This is a genomic window from Dyella koreensis, assembly GCF_044904565.1.
In the GTDB taxonomy this organism is placed as follows: Bacteria; Pseudomonadota; Gammaproteobacteria; order Xanthomonadales; family Rhodanobacteraceae; genus Dyella_D; species Dyella_D koreensis.
Genome location: NZ_JADIKD010000012.1, coordinates 814,001 through 835,412 on the forward strand (window position 1 = coordinate 814,001; position 21,412 = coordinate 835,412).

Here is a 21,412-nt window from a genome sequence, read left to right on the forward strand (position 1 = left end):
TCTTCAGCCTCCCGTGCCAATGCTGACCCAGCCGTAGTACTTCATGCAGCCGGCGACGAGGACCCAGACGATGGTGATGGGAATGAATACCTTCCAGCCCAGACGCATGATCTGGTCATAGCGGTAGCGCGGAAAGCTGGCGCGGAACCACAGGAACATGAAGGCGAAGATGAAGGCCTTCACGAACAGCCAGAAGAAGCTGCCCTGCCCGATGAAGCCCCACGAAGCCGGGAACGGCGACAACCAACCGCCCAGGAACAATACCGAGGCGAGGAAGCTGATCAGGATCATGTTGGCGTATTCGGCCAAGAAGAAGATCGCGAACGCCGAACCGGAGTACTCCACGTGGAAGCCGGCCACGATTTCCGACTCGCCTTCCGCCACGTCGAACGGCGCACGGTTGGTTTCGGCCACGCCGGAGATGAAATAGATCACGAAGACCGGCAGCAGCGGCCACATGAACCAGTCGAAGATGCCCTTATGACCGGCCTGGGCATGCACGATGTCAGTAAGGTTCAACGACCCGGCCAGCACCAGTACGCAAACCAGGCACAGGCCCATTGCCAACTCGTACGAGATCACCTGCGCCGCCGAGCGCATGGCACCCAGCAAGGCGTAACGCGAGTTGGATGCCCAGCCGGCCAGAATGATGCCGTACACGCCAAGCGAGGTCATCGCCAGCAGATAGAGCACGCCGGCATTGGCGTTCGATAGCACCATCTTTTCGTTGAACGGAATGACCGCCCAGGCAGCCATCGCCGGAATCAAGGCCAGCAGCGGCGCCAGGTAGTACAGGAACTTGTTCGCGTTGGTCGGAAGGATCACTTCTTTGATCAGCAGCTTCACCACATCCGCGAAGGCCTGCAGCAGGCCGAGGGGACCGATCTTGTTCGGTCCCATGCGCACGTGCATCCAACCGATGACCTTGCGCTCCCAGTACACGAACATCGCCACCGCCAGGATCACCGGAACGGCGATGCACAGGATGTAGATGATCGGCCAGACGAGCTGGTTGAGGATCTGTTCGCCCATGTGCTTACGCCTTGCTCAGGGTGATGGCCGCGCCGTAAGGCGGCAGCGTGGCGGTAAGGTCGTGCCCGGCCTCGATCCACACGGCGCCATCCGGCACCGAGGCATCGACGGCCAGCGGCAGCGAGACATTGCCGACGCGCACGGGGGCGCCATCGGCCAGACCCTGACGCTGCGCTTCAGCCGCGTTAAGGCGCACGGCCGGTGTGCGGTTCAGCGGATGTGCGCTGAGTGCCGAGGCACGGCGCAGCACCGCATCGGTGCGATAGATCGGCCAGGTAGCCAGGCGACTGAGGCCGGCAGCGGCTCCACGCTCGGCGAGACCTTCGCGCGGTGCGGCGGCGCGGTCGACGATACCTTCGCGCAGGCCGGCCAGGTCATCGAACTCGAAACCGGCCAGCTTCAGCGCACCACCCAAGGCACGCAGGACCTTCCAGCCCGGACGCGCATCACCCGGCGCCTTGGCACCGGACACCACGCTCTGGGCGAGACCGTCGACGTTAACCAGGGTCGCGTCGATTTCCGGTAGCAGGGCAATCGGCAGAATCACGTCGGCCACTTCACGCAGCGCGGGGCTGGCATAGGCGGTCAACGCCACCACGTGGTCAGCGGCATGCAGCGCCTTGATGGCGGCGGCGCCATCGGCGACGTCGTGCGGCAATTCCACGCCGTACAACACATAGGCCTTGCGCGGCTGAGCGAGCATGGCTTGAGCGTCGAGGCCACCGTTACCCGGCACCACACCGACGCGGGCCAGACCCAGCGCATTCGCGCCGACCGGCAGTTCGTTGTATGCAGCACTCGTGGCGTCGGCGATGAAGCGAGCCACGGCGCGCAGCCAGGAGGCCTGCGGATGCGTGACAGCAGCCTCTCCGAGAATCACCGCCGCCTTGCCGGCTTTGAGCGCGGCGATGGCGTCACGGTCGCCGGCATCGGCATTCGCGCCGTTGATCGCGGCAGCCAGCGCGGCAGGTGCAGCGGCACCCGCTTCGACAGCCGCCTTGGCCAGCGCCAGCAGCGCATCGACCATCGCGTGCGGGGCAACGATCTCTTCGCCCGCCAGCTTGTAGTTGAAGTTGAAGCTCGCCGGATTGACGGCGTAGACCTTGGCGCCCTTCTTCACCGCCTGATGCACACGGTGATTCAACAGCGGCAGCTCGTGACGCAGGTCGGAGCCGACCAGCAGCACGCCCTTCACCTGATCCAGCTCGGCTACCGGCAGACCGAAGGCTTGCGCCGTCGCGTTGTCGGCGAAGTCGAGCAGCCGGATGCGATGGTCGACATGGGCACTGCCCAGGCCGCGCGCGAGGCGAACCAGCAGGTCACCCTCTTCGTTCGATGTGGCCGGATGCACCAACACACCCAGCTCGCTGCCCGGCACCTTGGTCAGCGCTTCACCGGCGACGGCAAGAGCGTCTTCCCAGGTGGTCGCCTGCCACTGGCCATTACGCTTGACCTGCGGCGCGCTGACACGGTCAGCGGCGTACAAACCCTGATAGCTGTAGCGATCACGGTCGGACAACCAGCACTCGTTGATCGACTCGTTGTCGCGCGGAACAGCGCGCAGCACTTCGCCACGACGCGTATGCAGCCACAGGTTCGAGCCCAGTGCATCGTGGTAGCCAATGGACGGCTTGGCGATCAGCTCCCAGGCGCGTGCCTGGAACTGGAACGGCTTGTTGGTCAGCGCGCCGACCGGACAGACGTCGATGATGTTGCCCGACAGTTCCGTCTCGATGGTCTTGCCGATGTAAGTGCCGATCTGCAGGTTGTCGCCGCGGCTCATGCCGCCCAGCTCGTAGGTACCGGCGATCTCGCTGGTGAAGCGCACGCAGCGCGTGCACTGGATACAGCGGGTCATCTCGGTAGCCACCAGCGGGCCGAGGTTCTCGTCGGCGATGGTGCGCTTGCGCTCGGTGTAGCGCGACACACTGCGGCCGTAGCCAAGGGCCACGTCCTGCAGCTCGCACTCGCCGCCCTGATCGCAGATCGGGCAGTCGAGCGGATGGTTGATCAGCAGGAATTCCATCACGTCGCGCTGATACTTCAGCGCCGTACCCGTGCGGGTCTGCACCTTCATGCCTTCGGCGACCGGCGTTGCGCAAGCCGGCTGCGGCTTGGGCATCGGCTTGCCGCCCATCTCCACTTCCACCAGGCACATGCGGCAATTGGCGGCGATGGGGAGCTTGCGGTGATAGCAGAAACGCGGAATCGACACGCCGATCGCATCGGCGGCTTCGATGATCATCGCGCCCTTGCGTATCTGCGTCGGCTTGCCGTCGATCTCGATGTTCAGCAGATCGGGGGCGGTGGTGTTGGCGGGCTGCGCACTCATGCAGCGGCTCCCAGCTTGTCGTCGACGATGGAACGACCGTTGACGATGTAGTACTCGAATTCATCCCAGAACTGGCGCAGGAAGCCCTGCACCGGCCACGCGGCGGCTTCGCCGAACGCGCAGATGGTGTGGCCTTCGATCTGGCCGGCAATGGCCTTGAGGCGGTGCAGGTCATCCATGGTGCCCTGCCCATCCACGATGCGGGTCAGTACGCGATGCATCCAGCCGGTGCCTTCGCGGCACGGCGTGCACTGGCCGCAGGATTCCTTGTGGAAGAACTGCGAGATGCGACGGGTGAAGCGCACCGTGCAGACGGTGTCGTCCAGCACCACGATGGCGCCCGAACCCAAACCCGTCTTGAGGTCGCGCAGCGTGTCGTAATCGAAAGGCAAGCCCTTCAACTGCTCGGCGCGCAGCACCGGCATGGACACACCGCCCGGAATCGCACCCTTCAGCGTGCGGCCCGGGCGCAGGCCACCGGCCATCTCCAGCAGCTCGTCGAAGGTGGTGCCAAGCGGCACTTCGAAGTTGCCGCCCTTCTGCACGCAACCGGAGACCGAGAAGATCTTCGGTCCGCCGTTCTTGGTCTTGCTCTGCGCCAGGAACCAGTCTGCGCCTTTGCGCAGGATCGCCGGTACCGAGGCGTAGGTTTCGGTGTTATTGATGGTCGACGGCTTGCCGTACAGGCCGAAGTTGGCGGGGAACGGTGGCTTGAAGCGCGGCTGGCCTTTCTTGCCTTCCAACGACTCCATCAGCGCGGTTTCTTCGCCGCAGATGTAGGCGCCAGCGCCGAGCGCGCCGTAGATGTCCACGTCGATGCCGGTGCCCTGGATGTTCTTGCCGAGCAGGCCGGCCGCATAGGCTTCCTTCAGCGCTTCTTCGAAATGTTCGAAGGGCTCGTGATGGAACTCGCCGCGCAGATAGTTGTAGGCCGCCGTGGAGCCGGTGCAATAGCACGCAATGGCCATGCCCTCGATCACCGCGTGCGGGTTGAAGCGCAGGATGTCGCGATCCTTGCAGGTACCCGGCTCCGATTCGTCGGAGTTGCAGAGGATGTACTTCTGCATAGTGCCCTTCGGCATGAAGGACCATTTCAGACCGGTCGGGAAGCCCGCGCCGCCACGGCCGCGCAGGTTGCTCTTCTTGATTTCTTCGATCAACGCATTGGGATCGGGCTTCTCAGCGAGGATCTTCTTCCACGCTTCATAGCCACCGACCTGCGTATAGCTGTCCATCGCCCACGGCTTGTCGAAATGCAGCGTGGTGTAGACGACCTGATGTTCCTGGGGTGCCGGACCGTATGCCATGACGCCCTGCCCTTACTTGAGACCGTCGAGGATCTCGTCGATCTTTTCGATCGACAGACGCTCGTGGTAGTGACCATTGACGGTCATCGCCGGCGCGCAGGCGCAGGCGGCGATGCATTCTTCTTCGCGCTTGAGATAGACGCGGCCATCCGGCGTGCTTTCGCCGAGCTTGATGCCGAGTTTCTTCTCGCAATGCTTCACCAGATCCTCGGCGCCATTGAGCCAGCACGAGACGTTGGTGCAGATCGCCACGTTGTTGCGGCCGACCGGCTTGGTCTCCAGCATCGAATAGAAGCTGGCGACTTCGTAGGCCCACACGGCCGGCAGGTCGAGGTATTTCGAGACGGCAGTGATCAGCTCATCGGTAAGGAAGCCCTGGTTCTGCTCCTGCGCGACGAACAGCGCCTGGATCAGCGCCGAGCGCTTGCGATCCGGCGGAAACTTCGCCACCCACTCATCGATGTGATGGCGGGTGTGCTCGGTGAGTACGGCAAGCGGGTCAACGTTCTTGACCTGCTCGTAATTTCCGGTGGCTTTCATGAGTTCTTATCCTCCGGGCTCAGCGATCGACTTCGCCGAACACGAGGTCATAGGTGCCGATCATCGCCACCACGTCAGCCAGCATGTGGCCGCTCACGATGGGGTCGATCGACGACAGATGGGCAAAGCCCGGCGCGCGCAGGTGCACACGGAACGGCTTGTTGGCACCGTCGGAGACGAGGTAGCAACCGAACTCGCCTTTGGGCGCTTCGACTGCAGCGTAGGTCTCGCCGGCCGGCACGCCGTAGCCTTCGGTAAACAATTTGAAGTGATGGATGAGGGCTTCCATATCCTCCTTCATGGCCTCGCGCTTGGGCGGCGCGACCTTGAAGTTCTCCACCATGACCGGGCCCGGATTGGCCTTCAGCCACTTCACGCACTGCTGGATGATGCGGTTGGACTGGCGCATTTCTTCCACGCGCACCAGGTAACGGTCGTAGCAGTCGCCGTTGACGCCCACCGGGATGTCGAAATCCATCTCGGCGTACTTGGCATACGGCTGCTTCTTGCGCAGGTCCCATGCCACACCCGAACCGCGAATCATCGCACCGGTCATGCCCCACTGCTGGGCCAGCTCCGGCGAGATCACACCGATGCCGACGGTGCGCTGCTTCCAGATGCGATTATTGGTGAGCAGTTCCTCGTACTCGTCCACCTTCGACGGGAAGTCAGCAGTGAACGCTTCGAGGTAGTCGAGCATGGAACCTTCGCGCCAGCTGTTGAGGCGCTTGAGGTCGTTGCCCTTGTGCCACGGCGACTCGCGGTACTGGGACATCTTGCCCGGCAGATCGCGATAGACGCCACCCGGACGATAGTAGGTCGCGTGCATGCGCGCGCCCGACACCGCCTCGTAGACGTCCATCAGCTCTTCGCGCTCGCGGAACGCGTAGAGGAACACCGCCATCGCACCCAGGTCGAGCGCGTTCGAGCCGATCCACATCAAGTGATTCAGGATGCGGGTGATCTCGTCGAACATGGTGCGGATGTACTGCGCACGCTCCGGCGCCTCGATACCCAGCAGGGTCTCAATGGCCTTCACGTAGGCGTGCTCGTTGCACATCATCGACACGTAGTCGAGGCGGTCCATGTAACCGATGGACTGGTTGAACGGCTTGGATTCGGCCAGCTTCTCAGTGCCGCGATGGAGCAGACCGACGTGCGGGTCGGCGCGGACGATAGTCTCGCCGTCCATCTCCAGCACCAGACGCAGCACACCGTGCGCGGCCGGATGCTGAGGGCCGAAGTTCATCGTGTAATTGCGGATTTCCTGCATGCTCAATTCTCCCGCCAGTTATCGGCGGCTTCGGCCTTGGCCTGCACCAGGTCGGCGTCATCACGGATCACACGCGGCACCAGCACGCGCGGCTCGATCGACACGGGTTCATAGACCACGCGCTTCTGCTCGGGGTCGTAGCGAACTTCGACGTTGCCGATCAGCGGGAAGTCCTTGCGGAACGGATGACCGACAAAACCGTAGTCGGTCAGGATGCGGCGCAGGTCCGGGTGGCCTTCAAAGATGATGCCGTACAGGTCGAACGCCTCGCGCTCGAACCAGTTGGAACCCGCCCACACACCCGTCACCGACGGCACCACCGGCAGCGAGTCGTCTTCGCAGAAGATGCGCAGGCGCAGGCGATGGTTGTTCTCGATCGACAGCAGGTGAATCACTGCTGCGAAACGACGCGGCTGGTTGACGTCACGCGGACGGTCGGCCCACGTGAAGCGGCCCATCGCCTCGCCTTCCACACCACGCGAGAAACCAGTACCGGAGACGGTTTCAGTGTCCCATTCGGTCTGGCCATAACCGAGGTAGTCGATACCGCAAAGATCGACCAGCTCGCCGAAGCGGAAAGTCGATTCGTCACGCAGCGCCTTGGCCACTGCGATCAGATCGGCGGCGGCCACTTCGGCGGTGACTTCGTTGCGGACAGCGGAGATTTTCAGCGTGTCGCCGAATCGCGCGGACAGGCGCTCGGCCAGCGAGTTCATTTGCGTTTCGCTCATGGCTGGGCCTCAGGACCGCGCGATGGTGCTGGTGCGGCGGATTTTCTTCTGCAACTGCAGGATGCCGTGGATCAGCGCTTCGGCCGTCGGCGGGCAGCCCGGCACGTAAATGTCCACCGGCACGATGCGGTCGCAGCCGCGCACCACGGAATAGGAGTAGTGGTAATAGCCGCCGCCGTTGGCGCAGCTACCCATGGAGATCACCCACTTGGGGTCGGGCATCTGGTCGTAGACCTTGCGCAGAGCCGGGGCCATCTTGTTGACCAGGGTGCCTGCCACGATCATCACGTCGGACTGGCGCGGACTCGGGCGGAAGATCACGCCGTAGCGGTCCAGATCCAGGCGCGCGGCGCCGGCATGCATCATCTCAACGGCACAGCAGGCCAGACCAAAGGTCATCGGCCACATCGAACCGGTGCGCGCCCAGTTCATCAGCGCATCGACGCTGGTGGTGGCGAAACCGCGCTGGATGACGGGATTGTCGCCGGCAGGACGCAGGATGTCGTCCACCAGGTTCAACGGCTGCGGGTTGTGCATCACCCGATCAAGAGAGGAGATCACTCCCATTCCAGCGCTCCCTTCTTCCACACGTAAGCAAAGCCGATGACCAGGAGCAGCAGGAACAGCGCCATCTCAACGAGCGCAATGATGCCGATCTTGTCGAACACCACCGCCCACGGAAACAGGAAGGCAATTTCCAGGTCGAAAATGATGAAGAGGATCGCCAACAGGTAATAGCGCACGTCGAAACGCATGCGCGCATCCTCGAACGCCTCGAAACCGCACTCGTAGGGAGCGAGCTTCTCAGAGTCGGGCCGGCGAGGGCCGGCAAGCAGGCCGATGGCCAGCAGGACCAGGCCTAAACCTGTAGCGACGCCGATAAACAGCAGAATGGGCCAGTATTCGGCAAGCACGATGTAACGTACCTCCGCGCCATCGAGGCGCATCAGTGACCGTCGGGGTAAACGGTCCGGCAACTGAGATCGGCAGGCCCGCGAAGGCCATGGGCTATCCAGCCACGATCGCACGCGATGAAGCCACGAGCGTCCGACTTTCCACGATCGAATTCGGGAATCGGGACATTGTATCAGTGCGCTTAACAACAACAAGCCTCGGCTGCTATTTCGCAGCTCCCCGGCACCGATATTGCAGCCATGTGAATGCCCCTTGTCGCGCAAGGCGCGACAAGGTCGCGTCAACGCAACGCGTTACATGGTGTGAGTGGGACGCTCCGAGCCGGTCATACCAGCCAGGATGTTCTCGATGCGGGCTCTTGCGACCTCGCCATCGGAGGAGTCATTGAATTGCACCCCGATCCCCGCCGTGCGGTTGCCCTGGGCGCCCACCGGCGTGACCCAGACCACTTTGCCGGCCACGGACAGGCGTTCGCCCTCATCGGCCAGGTTCACCAGCAATACCACTTCGTCGCCCAGCGAATAGCTCTGTGCCGTCGGAGCGAACAGGCCGCCATGCTTGAGGAACGGCATATACGCGTTGTAGAGCGCGGCCGTGTCCTTGATCTTCAACGAAATGATGCCCTGACGGGCGGCAATGGCCGGATTCATGCCTGCTCCTGCGGGCCGTGGGCGGGAACGGCCCGATGTGCGGCATCGTAGCGAGCGGCAGCAGCAGGCGTAAAGCGAAAAAGGCGGTGCATGGGAGCTGCCTCACATACCTCGTCACCTAGAGCTCGCACCACCCCCAGCGGTCGAAAATCCAGGGCGACGGCAGATCCATATGCAATTTCACGAAACGCGGCCCCTCCGTCTCCGGTAGGCGGAGCAGGTACCCACCCTCTCCACCTCGTTCCAGCGGTGCTTCCCGCCAGGACCAACTACGCACGCCCCCATGATCCGCCACAGTCAACTTGAGCCAGGGCCGCAGGGCTGGCGAAGGCTGCCAGGGCAGGCTTTGCCTCGCCCCTCCCATTTCCCGGTAGTGCTCGGGCCGGTCCGCCAGGCGGTGCATGCGCCTACCACTGAGCGCCATCTGGCTCCGATGCTGGCGCAGGGCCGCCAGCTTGTTCTCGTGGATCTCAGTGGAGCTCGCGATCTCGACCAGCGCTCCCTGATCATCGGCGTGGCCATGGACGAGATAACTCAATAGTCGCGGGTTACCACCCTGCCATTGCGCCACGGCCAGCCGTGTCAGCACATGTGCGGCGCTGTGATCCGGATGACGGTCGGTCAGTGCGGGAAATACGATGAGATTGGGGCGAAACACATCCAGCTGCATCGCCCAGAGTCGCAGCGCCCCGAGCAGATCGGCCCGCAGCGCGCGGGTAACTCCCATATCCGGCAAGCCCAGAGCGTGCATCGCCTCCTGCGGCAAACCGAGCCGCCCCAGCGCCAACCCCACCTCGCCGCGCCGGCGCAGCCCCCAGCGCTCGCGTTCGGCAGCACCAATGCGCAGACGCCGCTCGAGCCAACGCTGCGGCCAGGGATTGTTGTCACCATCGGTGAGCAACAAGATGCTGGCGGCGCCACCAGCGGCACGGACATGCTGGATCAGCTCACCAGTAGCGATCGACTCATCGTCCGGATGGGGCGCGATGACCAGCAGGCGCGTCTGCGCATCCAGATTCAACGGTGGTCCGATACTTGTATCGAGGCGATGCGGTCCCATTCCACGCTCCCAATGATCACCCAGGGCACCGCCATCAATAGTCGAACGGCTGCGCAGCAGCTGCGGCCCGCTTCAACGCCAGCGCGCAAGCAGCTCCAATAGCAACAGGTCGCCGCGCAACGGGCCACGCAAGGCATCGCGCGCACGATTGGCAGCGATATACCAATCGCCGAGCGCTTCGGCGTCGAGCGCGCTGGAAAGCGGACCGTTCCCCGCACCCGCCTGTGCCTTGGCCTCATCCGCGGCTGCCTGCGCGGCGAACCACAAGCGCTGCCCGGGCTCGTTGTCCAGCCAGCGGCGCACGACCTCCATTGCTTCGCCACGGCCGGCGGCCAGCGCTGCAAGATCCTTGCGCACTTCCTGGCGGCGGGCGAGCGCCCCCTCTTCCGACCATGCCTTGGCCATGCCGGGATTACCACCCGCCGCATCAAGCGCCACGGCGGCATCCTTCACATGCTCGGCCTGCAGCCAGGCCAGGGCCTGCTCGCGCGGCGGCAACGGGAACTCGATGCGCTGGCAACGACTGCGGATGGTCTGTGGCAGACGCCACGGCGCGTCCGCCACCAGCAGCAGCAACGTGCTCGGCGATGGCTCTTCCAGCGTTTTCAGCAGAGCGTTGGCTGCCGCGGCATTCATCGCATCCGCCGGATCGATGCTGGCCACCTGCCAGCCACCGAACTGACTGGCCATGGCCAGACGGGCCGACAGATCACGGATCTGGTCCACCACGATTTCGCTGCGCTGGACACCGTCCTTGCGCACGCCATAACTCAACGCGACGACATCGGGATGCGTCCCGGCCCTGAGCAACTGGCAGCTACGGCACTCGCCGCAAGCGTCGCCATCCACTGGCTGCGCGCATAGCAGGCCTCGCACGAAACGAAGCATGAAATCGCGCTTGCCCAGTCCGGCCGGACCGCACAGCAACAGCGCGTGAGGCATCGCATCGCGCTGACGCCGCGCCTGCAGACGCGCCCAATGCTCGGCATGCCACGGCATCACCGTCATGCCGTTACCTCGAACAGAGGCGCTAATGCCGCCGTGGCTGCCCGCAGCACTTCCGCTGGCGTCAGGCTGGCGTCGATGACCCGGAAGCGCGCAGCGTCCGTGGCGGCGCGCGCGCGATACGCTTCGCGCACCCGTTCGAAGAAAGCGTCGGCTTCCACTTCGATGCGATCGGCCTCGCCGCGGCCAGCGGCACGAGCACGTCCGGTGGCCACCGGCAAATCCAACAGCAAGGTGATATCCGGCGAAAGACCATCAGTGGCCCAGCGCTCCAATTCGGCGATGCGCTCGACCGGCTGCCCGCGACCACCGCCTTGATAGGCATAGCTGGCATCGGTAAAGCGATCACATAGCACCCAGCGCCCTGCTGCCAGCGCGGGCTCGATCACTTCGCGCACGAGTTGAGCCCGTGAAGCGAACATCAGCAGCAATTCGGCTTCCGCCACCATGCCGTGCCGCGCGGGGTCCAGCACGATGGCGCGCACCGCCTCACCCAGCTCCGTGCCACCCGGCTCTCGGGTCAACACCAGATCCACGCCGTGCGTGACGATGTGCTCGCGCAAACCGGCAAGCAACGTGCTCTTGCCTGCGCCTTCGCCGCCTTCGAGGCTGATGAATTTTCCGCGCTTATTGATCATGGGCACCGCTTCAACTGATAACAGGCCACGTTGCGGTTGTGCTCGTCCAGCGTGCTGGAAAACACATGGCTGCCATCGCCGCGCGCAACGAAGTAAAGCTCACTGCCCGACGCCGGATGCAGCGCCGCCACGATCGCCGGCTTACCCGGCAGCGCGATCGGCGTCGGCGGCAGGCCGGGACGGGTGTAGGTGTTGTAAGGCGTATCGGTGGTGAGATCGCTTTTGTGGATATTGCCCGCATAGCTCTCGCCCATGCCGTAAATCACGCTGGGGTCGGTCTGCAACAACATGTGCGTCTGCAGGCGCCGTATAAACACACCGGCAATACGTGGCCGCTCGTCGGCACGACCCGTTTCCTTCTCCACGATGGAGGCGAGGATCAGCGCGTCATACGGCGTCGCCAGCGGCAGCTTCGGGTCGCGCTGCGGCCATAGAGTGTCCAGCATCTTGCCCATGGCGGTGTGGGCGCGCTTGAGTATGTCCAGATCGCTGTCGCCTTTCACATAGGCGTACGTCTCGGGAAGGAAGCGCCCCTCCGGGGCTTCGTCTGCCGCTTCGATCTTCTGCATGACCGCAGCGTCATCCAGTTCAGCGCCGTCCTGGCGCAACTTCTCCGCTTTCGCCAGCGCCTGCCGGAGATCGCGGAAGGTCCAGCCATCGACGATGGTGAAATTACGCTGCAGTACCTTGCCAGCCGCCATGTTGGTGAGCAGGTCGCGTGGCGTCATGCCGGTGCCGAGCGCGTATTCGCCAGCATGCAGCCGGCCGGCCACGCGCAGCTGTTCGGCCAGGAGGCGCCAATACAACGGCTGCGCCGTGCTGATGCCCTGCTGGCGCAACTGCGCCACGATGTCCTTCAGGCTGCTGCCGCGACCCACATCGATGCTCTGTCCCGATGCCTCCACGTGGAGCGGCGACTGGCTGAAGTTGGCGTAGTCCCGCCACCCATAGGCGAGCGCGCCGGCGATGGCCAGCAACACCAGGAGAACCACACCGCGCCACAAGGCGCGACCATGCATCGTGCGTCGACTCATGCCTGCTCCATCGGAAAACCCAGGGCGCGCCAATGCCGCTGCATGGCGCGGGTAGCCGGCCCGGGAACATACACGGTATCGGCCACGGCCTGAACCGGCAGGATGCCTCGAACACTGGAACTGAGGAAGAGTTCGCTGGCGTGGCGCAGTTCGTCCAGGGCGATATCCCGCACCTGCACCGCCTGCGTGGCCAACACTTCGGCACGCGCTACGCCGGCCACGCCGCAGCGCTCTAGCGAAGGGGTGACCAGGCCGCCATCGATCACCGCGAACAGATTGGCCATGGTGGACGACACCACCCGGCCCGAGGTATCGCAAAGTAAGCCGTCAGCCACAGCCAGGTCGTTCCACTCAGCCCGGGCCAACACCTGCTCCAGGCGATTGAGGTGTTTCATGCCGGCCAGTCGCGGCTGCTCGGCCAACCGGATGTCACAGACGCGCAGGCGTACACCCTGTGAGTAGATGTCCGCAGTCAGTGCGGGAGCAACGAAACCGGCGACAACGCGATGAGGGTGCGCGACCGCAGGAAGCGCGTAGCCGCGTTCGCCAAGGCCGCGCGTGATGGTGATGCGCACCACCGCCTGCACCCATTCCTGCACGACCTGCACGGCTTCCGCCAATAGCAATTCCGCATCGGGAGCCGGCAGCAGCAATCTTGCGCAGCTAAGGCGCAGCCGCTCCATATGCCGTGGCCACAACGGTGCCACTCCATCCACAAAGCGAATCGTTTCAAACAGACCGTCGCCATAAGCCAGTCCGCGATCCAGTGCCGGCACCACGTCGCCCGCGTGGCCATTCACCAGCATGCGCACCGCTGGCGCGGACATCAGCCGGCTACCCCGAGCGCACGCAATAGCCCCCTGGCTTTGGCGCGCGTCTCGTCCAGCTCCTTCTCGGCCACCGAATCCGCCACGATGCCCGCGCCGGCACGCAGGCTCAGATCCTGGCCAGCGAGGGTGAAAGTACGGATCAGGATGTTCAAATCGAGGTCGCCATTGCGATCGAGATAACCCAGGGCGCCAGTGTAGGCACCACGCGGAGCGTCCTCCAGCGCAGCGATGATCTCCATGCAACGCACCTTGGGGCAGCCGGTGATGGTGCCACCCGGGAAAGTCGCGGCAATCACCTGTCCCGGCGTCACGCCCGCGCGCAGCCGGCCACGTACGTTGGAAACGATGTGATGTACATGGGCATAACTCTCCACCACCATCAGCTCGTCCACCTGCACCGTACCCGGCACGCAGACGCGGCCGAGATCGTTGCGCTCCAGATCGATCAGCATCACGTGTTCGGCGCGCTCCTTGGGATGCGTACGCAGCTCGCGGATACGGGCGAGTTCGTCATCCGATGACGTGCGTGGACGCGTGCCGGCGATCGGCCGGGTCTGCGCAACACCATTGCGCGCTTCCACCAGTCGCTCCGGCGAGGAACTCACCACCGCCCAGGCAGGCTGCTGCAACATGCCAGCGAACGGTGCCGGGTTTGCCTCCCGCAACGAAGCGTAAAGCGAAGCCGGCGATGGCGACTGCGCATAGTGCGCATGCCAGGCGCGCGACAGATTGACCTGAAAGATATCGCCGGCATGCAGATGTTCATGAATGCGTGCCACGCCATCCAAGAAACGCTGCGGATCGTCTTCGCCTATCTGCACCGGCGCAGGCAAGTCAGGAATAACTGGCGCGGCGGCGAGATCGGCCTCCAGCTGGTCGAGCAATGCTTCGTGTCCCTGCTCGACGATCAGCACCGTGCTTTCGTTTGCATGATCCACGATCACCGCCGCCGGACAACGTAGTGCGAGAGCGACAGGCAGTTCGTGCGGATTGCGCAAGCGCAGGCGCGGCTCGATTTCACCGGCCAGTTCATAGGCGAGCAGCAGAACCCAGCCGCCATGGAACGGCAAACCGTCATCCGCTTCGCGCGGCATGCGTTCGGCCTGCCAGGCCAGATCCAGCGCATCGAGAAATTTGCCGGAACGCTCCTTGCCTTGCCCATCCGTCAGGCGGCCATCCGCACACAACGTCAGGCGGTCCTGCGGAAACGCAAACAGGATGTCAAAGCGCGTCTGCGGTGTACCGCGGACCACACTTTGCAACAGGCAGGGATAGCGCTCTGGAAATGCAGCGGCCGGCGCGAGCAAATCGCGCCGGCCGTGCAACGTACGACGAAGACTGGTCACACGTCGCTCAAACGCGACGGAATGCCAGCGTACCGTTGGTGCCACCAAAGCCGAAGGAATTGGAGATCACCACCTCAAGCTTGGCGTCGCGCGCCGTGTGCGGCACGAAATCGAGATCACAACCTTCGCTCGGCTCGTCCAGGTTGATGGTCGGCGGCAGCACCTGATCGCGCAGCGCAAGAATGGAGAAGATCGCCTCCACGCCACCCGCCGCACCGAGCAGATGACCGGTGATGGACTTGGTCGAGCTCATCGCCAGTTTGTAGGCGTGGTCGCCAAACACCTTCTTGGCCGCCATCACTTCGCCCAGATCGCCCAGCGGCGTCGAGGTGCCATGCGCATTGACGTACTGCACTTCGGAAGGGTTGATGCCGCCATCCTTGAGTGCGCTTTCCATGCAGCGCGCAGCACCTTCGCCACCTTCGCTGGGCGCGGTGATGTGATAAGCGTCGCCGCTCATGCCGAAACCGATCAACTCAGCGTAGATCTTCGCGCCACGCACCTTGGCATGCTCGTATTCCTCCAGCACCAGCACGCCGGCGCCATCGGACAGCACGAAGCCATCGCGGTCCTTGTCCCACGGACGGCTGGCCTTGGTCGGCTCGTCGTTGCGGGTCGACATGGCCTTGGCCGAGCAGAAGCCCGCCATCGCCGTGCCAGTGGTGGCGAACTCGGCACCGCCGGCGATCATCACGTCGGCATCGCCATACTGGATCATGCGCGCGGCCAGACCGATGTTGTGCGTACCGGTGGTGCAGGCGGTGACGCAAGCGATGTTCGGGCCCTTCAGGCCGTACATGATCGACAAGTGGCCCGAGACCATGTTGATGATCGAGCTCGGCACGAAGAACGGCGACACGCGGCGCGGGCCCTTGTCGTGCAGCTCGATCGAGGTGTGCTCGATGGTATGCAGGCCACCGATACCGGCAGCCACGGCCACGCCGATGCGCGGCGCGTTGGCTTCCGTCACTTCCAGCCCGGAATCCTTGAGCGCCTGAGTGCCCGCAGCGATGCCGTAGTGGATGAACGGGTCCATCTTCTTGATGTCTTTCGCCGCGATCCATTGCGCGGGATCGAAATCACGTACCTGACCGGCGATGCGGGTGGCATAGGCCGTGGCGTCGAAATGGGTAACCTGACCGATGCCGCTGACGCCCTTGAGGATGTTGTCCCAGGCGGTAGCGATATCGTTGCCAACCGGCGAGATGATGCCGAGTCCGGTGACAACCACACGTCGTTTGCTCATGCTGATCTTCCTTCATGGTTCCGTGTATCTGCCGCGGAGGCAGCCGTCCCGCCCTTGATGAGGGAGGAGACGTCGTCTTGCCCATATGGCGCGCATCCGTCGCACCATACGGGATCGGACGTTGCAAAATGCAGAAACGAAAACTGCGCCAATGTGGCGCAGCTTTCGGTATCGCATCGTGGGCGGGTGGGCTGCGCCGAACGCGCCGGCCGCCACGAATCGATCATTACTTGGCTTCGTGGGCCTTGATGTAATCGATGGCCTGCTGCACCGTCGTGATCTTCTCGGCCTCTTCGTCCGGAATCTCGCACTCGAACTCTTCCTCGAGAGCCATCACCAGCTCAACGGTGTCCAGCGAATCCGCGCCCAGATCGTCAACGAACGACGAGCCCGCCTGGACTTCATCTTCCTTCACGCCCAGCTGCTCGACGACGATTTTCTTGACGCGCTCTTCGATGGTGCTCATGTTGCCAATACCTCCCAAGGACAAAATGCCGGCGGATTGTAGTGGCTAAACCGCAAGGCCGCCATGGTCCGCCAACGTTGGTAAGGCGCAGGCCCTGGGGACCGGCGCGAAAGGGTAATTGTCGCCTAAAAACGGGCCGCTGGCGACAGTCCTGATGAAACCGGTCAGCGGGCCGCCGTCTCGACAGGGGAAGCGACCTGACCGCCCGGCGCGACAGGCCAGGCTGAGGCAGGCCGCAGACCGACCCAGCCGTTGGCCGCCCGGGTCAAATGCTGTGTTCCAGCCGGTAGCGCACGCGACGACCACACCAGCAGAAAACCGTCGGGATGCTGCCGCGCCCATTGCGCCGGGTCGTCAGTGGTGGACAAGGGTTCGGGCAGGCGCGCCAGGAACGTAATCAGCCCTGGCTCATTACCGGCGCGCGCCAGCGGCACACCCTCCTGACGCATCTGCACCACAGTCTGCGCCAGCCCCCGCAGATCCATCGCACCCAGCGCCTGGGTGCGGATCAATGGCAACAGCGCAATGGTCAGCAGCAGCATCGCCCAGGCCACCCTTCGCTCCGGCATCGACTCGTAGGGCCACAGCAACAGCAGGATCGAAAGCACGACCAACACAGCAGTCAGCGCAAACAGTGCTTTCACCACGACAGGCGCAACGGGTGTCGGAGACATATCGCCGGGGTGCAGATAGGCCCACACCAACAACGCCGCCACCAACGCAGAGAACGCCAGCATCCGTCGCGATGACAACAAGCGTGGCTCGTATCGCAGCAATGCACCAAGCCACAAGCACAGGCCCGGAAACAGCGGAATCAGATAGTGCAGTTGCTTGCCGCTCACCAGGCTAAAACCAATGAAGGCTGGCACCGAGGCACATAAACCAAAGCGTGCGGCCATCGATGACATCGTCACCGCGGGCGCTGTCTTCAAACGACTCCAGCGCAACACCAGCGGCCATGGCAGCAACAGCGGAATCAGCCATTGCAGATACCACCACCATGCGCGGTTGTGCGCGAAACTCTCGACCACACGCCCCGCCGTCTGCGTGACCAGCAACTCCCTGGCCTCCGCCATGCCCAGATGCTTTACCGCCGCCAGCGCCCACAACAACACCGGCACGCCGCCGAGCACGACCAGCAACAACGCAACGCCAATACGCCCCCAGGAGGGACGCGCCGCTTCCGGCCGCACCCACCAACGCGCCAGCACGATAGGCGGCAACAGGTGCAACAGCACTACTGGCCCTTTCGCCAGCATTCCCAGCGCGCTGCCGAGAAACAGCAACCACAGCGCGTGGCGTGATCCATCGCGCATCCACTGCACGATGGCGAGGAAGGCGAGCAGCACGCAGAAGCACAGCAGCACGTCGAACATCACCACGCCGGCGAACAACTGGAAGTACAGGAAGCCCAGCATCAGCCAGGACGCCTGCCCTGCGACATCGTGATCGAGCTTGCGCTCGAGCTTCTGCACCACGGCGATACAGCCCGCAGCGAACAACACCGGCAACACGCGCGCGCCCCAAAGCGACACGCCGAACAGGCTCCAATCGAGATTGAGCAGCCAGAACAACAGCGGCGGCTTATCGAAATAGGGAAAGCCGTTGAGGTGCAGCGTAATCAGCTCGCCAGACTGGCGCATTTCCCAGGCAATGCTGAGGTAGCGCGTCTCGTCGATCGGCACCGGCGGCAAGATGCCCAGGAAGGGAAGCAGCAAAAACATCGCCAACCAGGGGTTAGCATCCAAGCTAGCTCGCAAACGTCCCAAGGCATTCATGCCATCCAGTTTCCGTGGCCCTACTTAGGCCGATCTTAGCGCTGGATAATGGCGTCGCGACGTGACGAAACGGCTCACAAAAAATTGCCTGGAGCACAATTGACGTCGCGAAGCGACGGCCCGCAGGGTTGCCGCTATGGAGGGCGGGCAACAAAAAAAGGCCGGCCATGCAGGCCGGCCCCGAACCATCACGGCATGTACATGCCGCCATTGACGTGCAGTGTTTCGCCAGTGATATACGCCGCCGCCGGCGACGCCAGGAAAGCTACCGCCTTGGCGATATCGTCCGCCTCGCCGAGACGCCCCAACGCGATTTGGCCAAGCAGCGCCGTCTTCGATTCCTCCGGCAATGCACGGGTCATATCGGTGTCGATAAAACCCGGCGCCACCACATTCACTGTGATGTTGCGGCTGCCAATCTCGCGCGCCAGCGACTTGGAGAAAGCGATGATGCCGGCTTTGGCCGCCGCGTAATTGGACTGCCCCGGATTGCCGGTGAGGCCGATCACCGAAGCGATCGAAATGATGCGGCCCTTGCGCGCCTTCATCATGCCGCGCATCACCGCCTTGGAGGTGCGATACACCGAGGTGAGGTTGGTGTCGAGAATGGCCTGCCAATCCTCGTCGCGCATGCGCATAAGCAACTGGTCGCGGGTGATGCCGGCATTGTTGACCAGGATCGAGACCGGGCCGAATTCCTTGCTGATCGCGTCGATCAACGCTTCGACGGCAGCGCCATCCACTACGTTGAGTACGCGACCGTGGCCGCCGTGCGGCGCCAGACGCTCGCCGATCGCCGCCGCACCGTTCTCGCTGGTGGCGGTGCCGATCACGGTGGCGCCCAGTGCCGCCAGTTCGTTGGCGATGGCCGCGCCGATGCCGCGGCTGGCGCCGGTGACGAGGGCGATTTCGCCTTGCAGTGTCTTGCTCATCTGTATCGCTTCCTGAGGCTCAACGAGAAAAAGTCATGCATCGCGCAAGCGATGCTTACGTCCAATCGGCGCGAGTGGCATCGAGGTCAGCCGGCGCGCCGATGGCGCGCGCGTCGACGCTCTTGTCGATGCGCTTGATCAAGCCGGCCAACACCTTACCCGGACCACATTCGGCCATACGCGTGGCACCGCCCGCGACTAACGCTTGCACACATTCGGTCCAGCGCACCGGCAGATACAACTGGCGCTGCAAGGCGGTGCGGATATCGTCGAGGTTGTCGTAGCTGCGTGCCTCGGCGTTCTGCACTACCGGAATCGATGGCTGCTGCCATGACAGCGCAGCCATACGCTCGCCCAGCTTATCCGCCGCGTCACGCATCAGCGCGCAATGCGACGGCACCGATACCGCCAGCCTGATCGCCTTCTTCACGCCAAGCTCGGCGAGCTTGGCCAGGGCGCGATCCACCGCCTCACTGTTGCCGGCGATCACCAACTGGCCTGGCGAATTGAAATTGGCCGGGGATACCACCTGCCCTTGCGCCACCTCTTCGCACACCGCGGCGATCTGTGCATCGTCGCCGCCCAGAATCGCCGCCATGGCGCCTACACCCGACGGCACCGCCGCCTGCATCAGGCGACCGCGCTCGGCGACCAATGCAGCCGCGTCATGCAGCGACAACGCGTCCGCGCACACCAGCGCGCTGTATTCGCCCAAGCTGTGACCGGACAGCTGCGCCGGCTGCGCACCACCAAGCTTCTGCCACACCCGCCATACCGCGACGCTTGCAGCAAGCAGCGCCGGCTGCGTGTTCTCGGTGCGGTTGAGCTGGTCTTCCGGCCCCTGCTGGCTAAGTGCCCACAGATCCACGCCAGCACCCTGCGACGCCTCGTCGAAGGCGGCCTTCACTTCCGCGTGCGCCGCGGCCAGTTCCGCCAGCATGCCCACAGACTGGGAACCCTGGCCGGGAAAGACAAAAGCGAGCGATGCGTTCTGACTCATGAAAGAAAGATTTCCGTCGACGAAAACCGGAATGGTGCCAGCAACGCCGGCCGTACGCAGCAGGATGGCCTGATTCGCGTAACAAGCAAGGCGGCAAGAGGCGCGAGTTCACGCAGGATGCCCAACAAAAAAGCCGGTGCACAGGGCACCGGCTTTTCCTTAGCTCTTTGCGCCAAGCCGTTGACCGGCAGGTGCATCCGCCTCAATAGCGCAGTAGCGCCGAGGCCCAGGTGAAGCCGCCGCCGAACGCTTCCAGCAGCAGGTTCTGGCCGCGCTGCACCTTGCCGGAGCGCACGGCGTAATCCAGCGCCAGCGGGACAGAGCCAGCCGATGTGTTGGCATGCTTGTCGACGGTAACGATCACCTGCTCCATCGGCATATTCAGGCGCTTGGCGGTGGCCTCGATGATGCGCAGGTTGGCCTGGTGCGGAATCAGCCAATCGAGCTGGGAAGCCTCCATGCCGCCCGCCTTCAAGGTCTCTTCGACCAGGGCATCCAGCGTCTTCACCGCCACCTTGAATACTTCACGGCCGCTCATGTTGATGCGCACGCCGTGGTTCGGCTCGTCCCTGAAACCTGCGGAGACGCCCACCGGGTTCCACAACAGTTCCTTGTAGCCGCCGTCCGCGTGCAGGCAGGTGGCATAAATGCCCGGTTCGCTGGAGGCCTCAAGCACTACCGCGCCGGCACCGTCGCCAAAGAGCACGCAGGTTTCACGCTCGCTCCAGTCGATCATGCGGGTCAGCGTTTCCGCGCCGATCACCAGGACTTTCTTCGACTGCCCGCTACGGATGAATTTGTCGGCGATGCCCAGAGCATAGACAAAACCCGAGCAGGCGGCGTTGACGTCAAAAGCCGCGCAGCCGTTGGCACCCAGGCGATGCTGCACCAGGCAGGCAGTGGACGGAAAAATGATGTCGGGCGTGGTCGTGCCAAGCACGATCAGATCCAGCTCGGACGCCTTTACACCCGCGGCTTCCAGCGCGCGCTGCGCAGCGAGGAACGCGAAATCACCGGTGGTCTGGCCTTCGACGGCGACGTGGCGCTGACGGATGCCGGTACGGGACTGGATCCATTCGTCACTGGTATCGACGAATTGCTCCAGATCGGCATTGGTCAGGACGCGCTCCGGCAATGCGCTGCCGGTACCAGTGATGCGGGCGTAGATCGGGGCCATGGGCTATCCATCAGCGGAATCGGCGCACACGGCACCTCATCCACATCAGGGATGACCGCCCGCACCAAGACAGCAAAGTTACGTTCGTGAGCGCCTAAACGCAAAGCGGCGCGTCGCCGC

General features: G+C 63.7%; 21 protein-coding genes. All 21 read right to left on the reverse strand.

The window, feature by feature from the left end; genetic code table 11:
* Positions 1-3 precede the first annotated feature (3 nt).
* The 21 genes from nuoH to ISS97_RS18630 all read right to left on the reverse strand — a co-directional run bounded on the left by nuoH (position 4) and on the right by ISS97_RS18630 (position 21,292).
* On the reverse strand, positions 4-1,032 hold the full coding sequence (gene nuoH / locus ISS97_RS18530) for an NADH-quinone oxidoreductase subunit NuoH (RefSeq protein ID WP_379983115.1): 1,029 nt from the start codon (positions 1,030-1,032) through the stop codon (positions 4-6).
* Positions 1,033-1,036: 4 nt separating this feature from the next.
* Entirely contained in the window at positions 1,037-3,364 is a 2,328-nt protein-coding gene (gene nuoG, locus ISS97_RS18535) for an NADH-quinone oxidoreductase subunit NuoG (RefSeq protein ID WP_379983114.1), read from the reverse strand.
* Complete coding sequence (gene nuoF, locus ISS97_RS18540) at positions 3,361-4,671, reverse strand: NADH-quinone oxidoreductase subunit NuoF (RefSeq protein WP_379983113.1); 1,311 nt, start codon at positions 4,669-4,671, stop codon at positions 3,361-3,363. The genes nuoG and nuoF overlap by 4 nt, the downstream gene beginning before the upstream one ends.
* A 12-nt stretch (positions 4,672-4,683) precedes the next feature.
* Complete coding sequence (nuoE, locus tag ISS97_RS18545; RefSeq protein WP_379983112.1) at positions 4,684-5,211, reverse strand: NADH-quinone oxidoreductase subunit NuoE; 528 nt, start codon at positions 5,209-5,211, stop codon at positions 4,684-4,686.
* Positions 5,212-5,230: 19 nt separating this feature from the next.
* The gene (locus ISS97_RS18550) at positions 5,231-6,484 is read right to left on the reverse strand and encodes an NADH-quinone oxidoreductase subunit D (protein ID WP_379983111.1); all 1,254 of its coding nucleotides are present in this window, start codon (positions 6,482-6,484) and stop codon (positions 5,231-5,233) included.
* Between the two features lie 2 nt (positions 6,485-6,486).
* Positions 6,487-7,215 carry an NADH-quinone oxidoreductase subunit C gene (locus tag ISS97_RS18555; protein ID WP_379983110.1) on the reverse strand — a complete coding sequence of 243 codons (729 nt, stop codon included), beginning with the start codon at positions 7,213-7,215 and terminating at the stop codon, positions 6,487-6,489.
* Between the two features lie 9 nt (positions 7,216-7,224).
* Complete coding sequence (locus ISS97_RS18560; RefSeq protein WP_090451468.1) at positions 7,225-7,782, reverse strand: NuoB/complex I 20 kDa subunit family protein; 558 nt, start codon at positions 7,780-7,782, stop codon at positions 7,225-7,227.
* On the reverse strand, positions 7,773-8,129 hold the full coding sequence (locus ISS97_RS18565; RefSeq protein WP_379983734.1) for an NADH-quinone oxidoreductase subunit A: 357 nt from the start codon (positions 8,127-8,129) through the stop codon (positions 7,773-7,775). The genes ISS97_RS18560 and ISS97_RS18565 overlap by 10 nt, the downstream gene beginning before the upstream one ends.
* A 294-nt stretch (positions 8,130-8,423) precedes the next feature.
* Positions 8,424-8,780: a PilZ domain-containing protein gene (locus tag ISS97_RS18570; RefSeq protein ID WP_379983109.1), complete on the reverse strand. Its 357-nt coding sequence runs from the start codon at positions 8,778-8,780 to the stop codon at positions 8,424-8,426.
* A gap of 118 nt (positions 8,781-8,898) precedes the next feature.
* Positions 8,899-9,840: a PIG-L deacetylase family protein gene (locus ISS97_RS18575; protein WP_379983108.1), complete on the reverse strand. Its 942-nt coding sequence runs from the start codon at positions 9,838-9,840 to the stop codon at positions 8,899-8,901.
* A 72-nt stretch (positions 9,841-9,912) separates the two neighbouring features.
* The gene (gene holB / locus ISS97_RS18580) at positions 9,913-10,848 is read right to left on the reverse strand and encodes a DNA polymerase III subunit delta' (RefSeq protein WP_379983106.1); all 936 of its coding nucleotides are present in this window, start codon (positions 10,846-10,848) and stop codon (positions 9,913-9,915) included.
* Positions 10,845-11,483, reverse strand: a complete 639-nt coding sequence (gene tmk, locus ISS97_RS18585) for a dTMP kinase (RefSeq protein WP_379983105.1) — start codon at positions 11,481-11,483, stop codon at positions 10,845-10,847. The genes holB and tmk overlap by 4 nt, the downstream gene beginning before the upstream one ends.
* The gene (gene mltG / locus ISS97_RS18590) at positions 11,480-12,517 is read right to left on the reverse strand and encodes an endolytic transglycosylase MltG (RefSeq protein WP_379983104.1); all 1,038 of its coding nucleotides are present in this window, start codon (positions 12,515-12,517) and stop codon (positions 11,480-11,482) included. The genes tmk and mltG overlap by 4 nt, the downstream gene beginning before the upstream one ends.
* Positions 12,514-13,344, reverse strand: coding sequence for an aminodeoxychorismate lyase (gene pabC, locus ISS97_RS18595; RefSeq protein WP_379983103.1), 831 nt, complete (start codon positions 13,342-13,344; stop codon positions 12,514-12,516). Before pabC ends, mltG begins: the two co-directional genes overlap by 4 nt.
* Positions 13,344-14,693, reverse strand: coding sequence for an aminodeoxychorismate synthase component I (locus ISS97_RS18600; RefSeq protein WP_379983102.1), 1,350 nt, complete (start codon positions 14,691-14,693; stop codon positions 13,344-13,346). The genes pabC and ISS97_RS18600 overlap by 1 nt, the downstream gene beginning before the upstream one ends.
* A 7-nt stretch (positions 14,694-14,700) precedes the next feature.
* A complete protein-coding gene (gene fabF / locus ISS97_RS18605) occupies positions 14,701-15,939 on the reverse strand; it encodes a beta-ketoacyl-ACP synthase II (protein ID WP_379983101.1) in 1,239 nt (412 codons plus the stop codon).
* Positions 15,940-16,165: 226 nt separating this feature from the next.
* On the reverse strand, positions 16,166-16,405 hold the full coding sequence (gene acpP / locus ISS97_RS18610) for an acyl carrier protein (RefSeq protein WP_090451453.1): 240 nt from the start codon (positions 16,403-16,405) through the stop codon (positions 16,166-16,168).
* 164 nt (positions 16,406-16,569) lie between these two features.
* Entirely contained in the window at positions 16,570-18,153 is a 1,584-nt protein-coding gene (locus ISS97_RS18615; RefSeq protein ID WP_379983100.1) for an ArnT family glycosyltransferase, read from the reverse strand.
* A gap of 218 nt (positions 18,154-18,371) precedes the next feature.
* A complete protein-coding gene (gene fabG / locus ISS97_RS18620) occupies positions 18,372-19,115 on the reverse strand; it encodes a 3-oxoacyl-ACP reductase FabG (RefSeq protein WP_379983099.1) in 744 nt (247 codons plus the stop codon).
* 55 nt (positions 19,116-19,170) lie between these two features.
* Positions 19,171-20,115 carry an ACP S-malonyltransferase gene (fabD, locus tag ISS97_RS18625; RefSeq protein WP_379983098.1) on the reverse strand — a complete coding sequence of 315 codons (945 nt, stop codon included), beginning with the start codon at positions 20,113-20,115 and terminating at the stop codon, positions 19,171-19,173.
* A 202-nt stretch (positions 20,116-20,317) separates the two neighbouring features.
* Positions 20,318-21,292, reverse strand: coding sequence for a beta-ketoacyl-ACP synthase III (locus tag ISS97_RS18630; protein WP_379983097.1), 975 nt, complete (start codon positions 21,290-21,292; stop codon positions 20,318-20,320).
* Positions 21,293-21,412: the final 120 nt, after the last annotated feature.

Excerpts from the sequence above, each read along its gene's own strand:
- pabC (WP_379983103.1), bottom strand. The coding sequence starts at position 13,344 with ATGTCCGCGCCAGCGGTGCGCATGCTGGTGAATGGCCACGCGGGCGAC.
- ISS97_RS18560 (WP_090451468.1), bottom strand. The coding sequence starts at position 7,782 with ATGGGAGTGATCTCCTCTCTTGATCGGGTGATGCACAACCCGCAGCCG.
- holB (WP_379983106.1), bottom strand. The coding sequence starts at position 10,848 with ATGACGGTGATGCCGTGGCATGCCGAGCATTGGGCGCGTCTGCAGGCG.
- tmk (WP_379983105.1), bottom strand. The coding sequence starts at position 11,483 with ATGATCAATAAGCGCGGAAAATTCATCAGCCTCGAAGGCGGCGAAGGC.
- nuoE (WP_379983112.1), bottom strand. The coding sequence starts at position 5,211 with ATGAAAGCCACCGGAAATTACGAGCAGGTCAAGAACGTTGACCCGCTT.
- mltG (WP_379983104.1), bottom strand. The coding sequence starts at position 12,517 with ATGAGTCGACGCACGATGCATGGTCGCGCCTTGTGGCGCGGTGTGGTT.
- nuoG (WP_379983114.1), bottom strand. The coding sequence starts at position 3,364 with ATGAGTGCGCAGCCCGCCAACACCACCGCCCCCGATCTGCTGAACATC.
- ISS97_RS18570 (WP_379983109.1), bottom strand. The coding sequence starts at position 8,780 with ATGAATCCGGCCATTGCCGCCCGTCAGGGCATCATTTCGTTGAAGATC.
- nuoF (WP_379983113.1), bottom strand. The coding sequence starts at position 4,671 with ATGGCATACGGTCCGGCACCCCAGGAACATCAGGTCGTCTACACCACG.
- fabD (WP_379983098.1), bottom strand. The coding sequence starts at position 20,115 with ATGAGTCAGAACGCATCGCTCGCTTTTGTCTTTCCCGGCCAGGGTTCC.
- ISS97_RS18555 (WP_379983110.1), bottom strand. The coding sequence starts at position 7,215 with ATGAGCGAAACGCAAATGAACTCGCTGGCCGAGCGCCTGTCCGCGCGA.
- nuoH (WP_379983115.1), bottom strand. The coding sequence starts at position 1,032 with ATGGGCGAACAGATCCTCAACCAGCTCGTCTGGCCGATCATCTACATC.
- acpP (WP_090451453.1), bottom strand. The coding sequence starts at position 16,405 with ATGAGCACCATCGAAGAGCGCGTCAAGAAAATCGTCGTCGAGCAGCTG.
- ISS97_RS18630 (WP_379983097.1), bottom strand. The coding sequence starts at position 21,292 with ATGGCCCCGATCTACGCCCGCATCACTGGTACCGGCAGCGCATTGCCG.
- ISS97_RS18575 (WP_379983108.1), bottom strand. The coding sequence starts at position 9,840 with ATGGGACCGCATCGCCTCGATACAAGTATCGGACCACCGTTGAATCTG.
- fabF (WP_379983101.1), bottom strand. The coding sequence starts at position 15,939 with ATGAGCAAACGACGTGTGGTTGTCACCGGACTCGGCATCATCTCGCCG.
- fabG (WP_379983099.1), bottom strand. The coding sequence starts at position 19,115 with ATGAGCAAGACACTGCAAGGCGAAATCGCCCTCGTCACCGGCGCCAGC.
- ISS97_RS18550 (WP_379983111.1), bottom strand. The coding sequence starts at position 6,484 with ATGCAGGAAATCCGCAATTACACGATGAACTTCGGCCCTCAGCATCCG.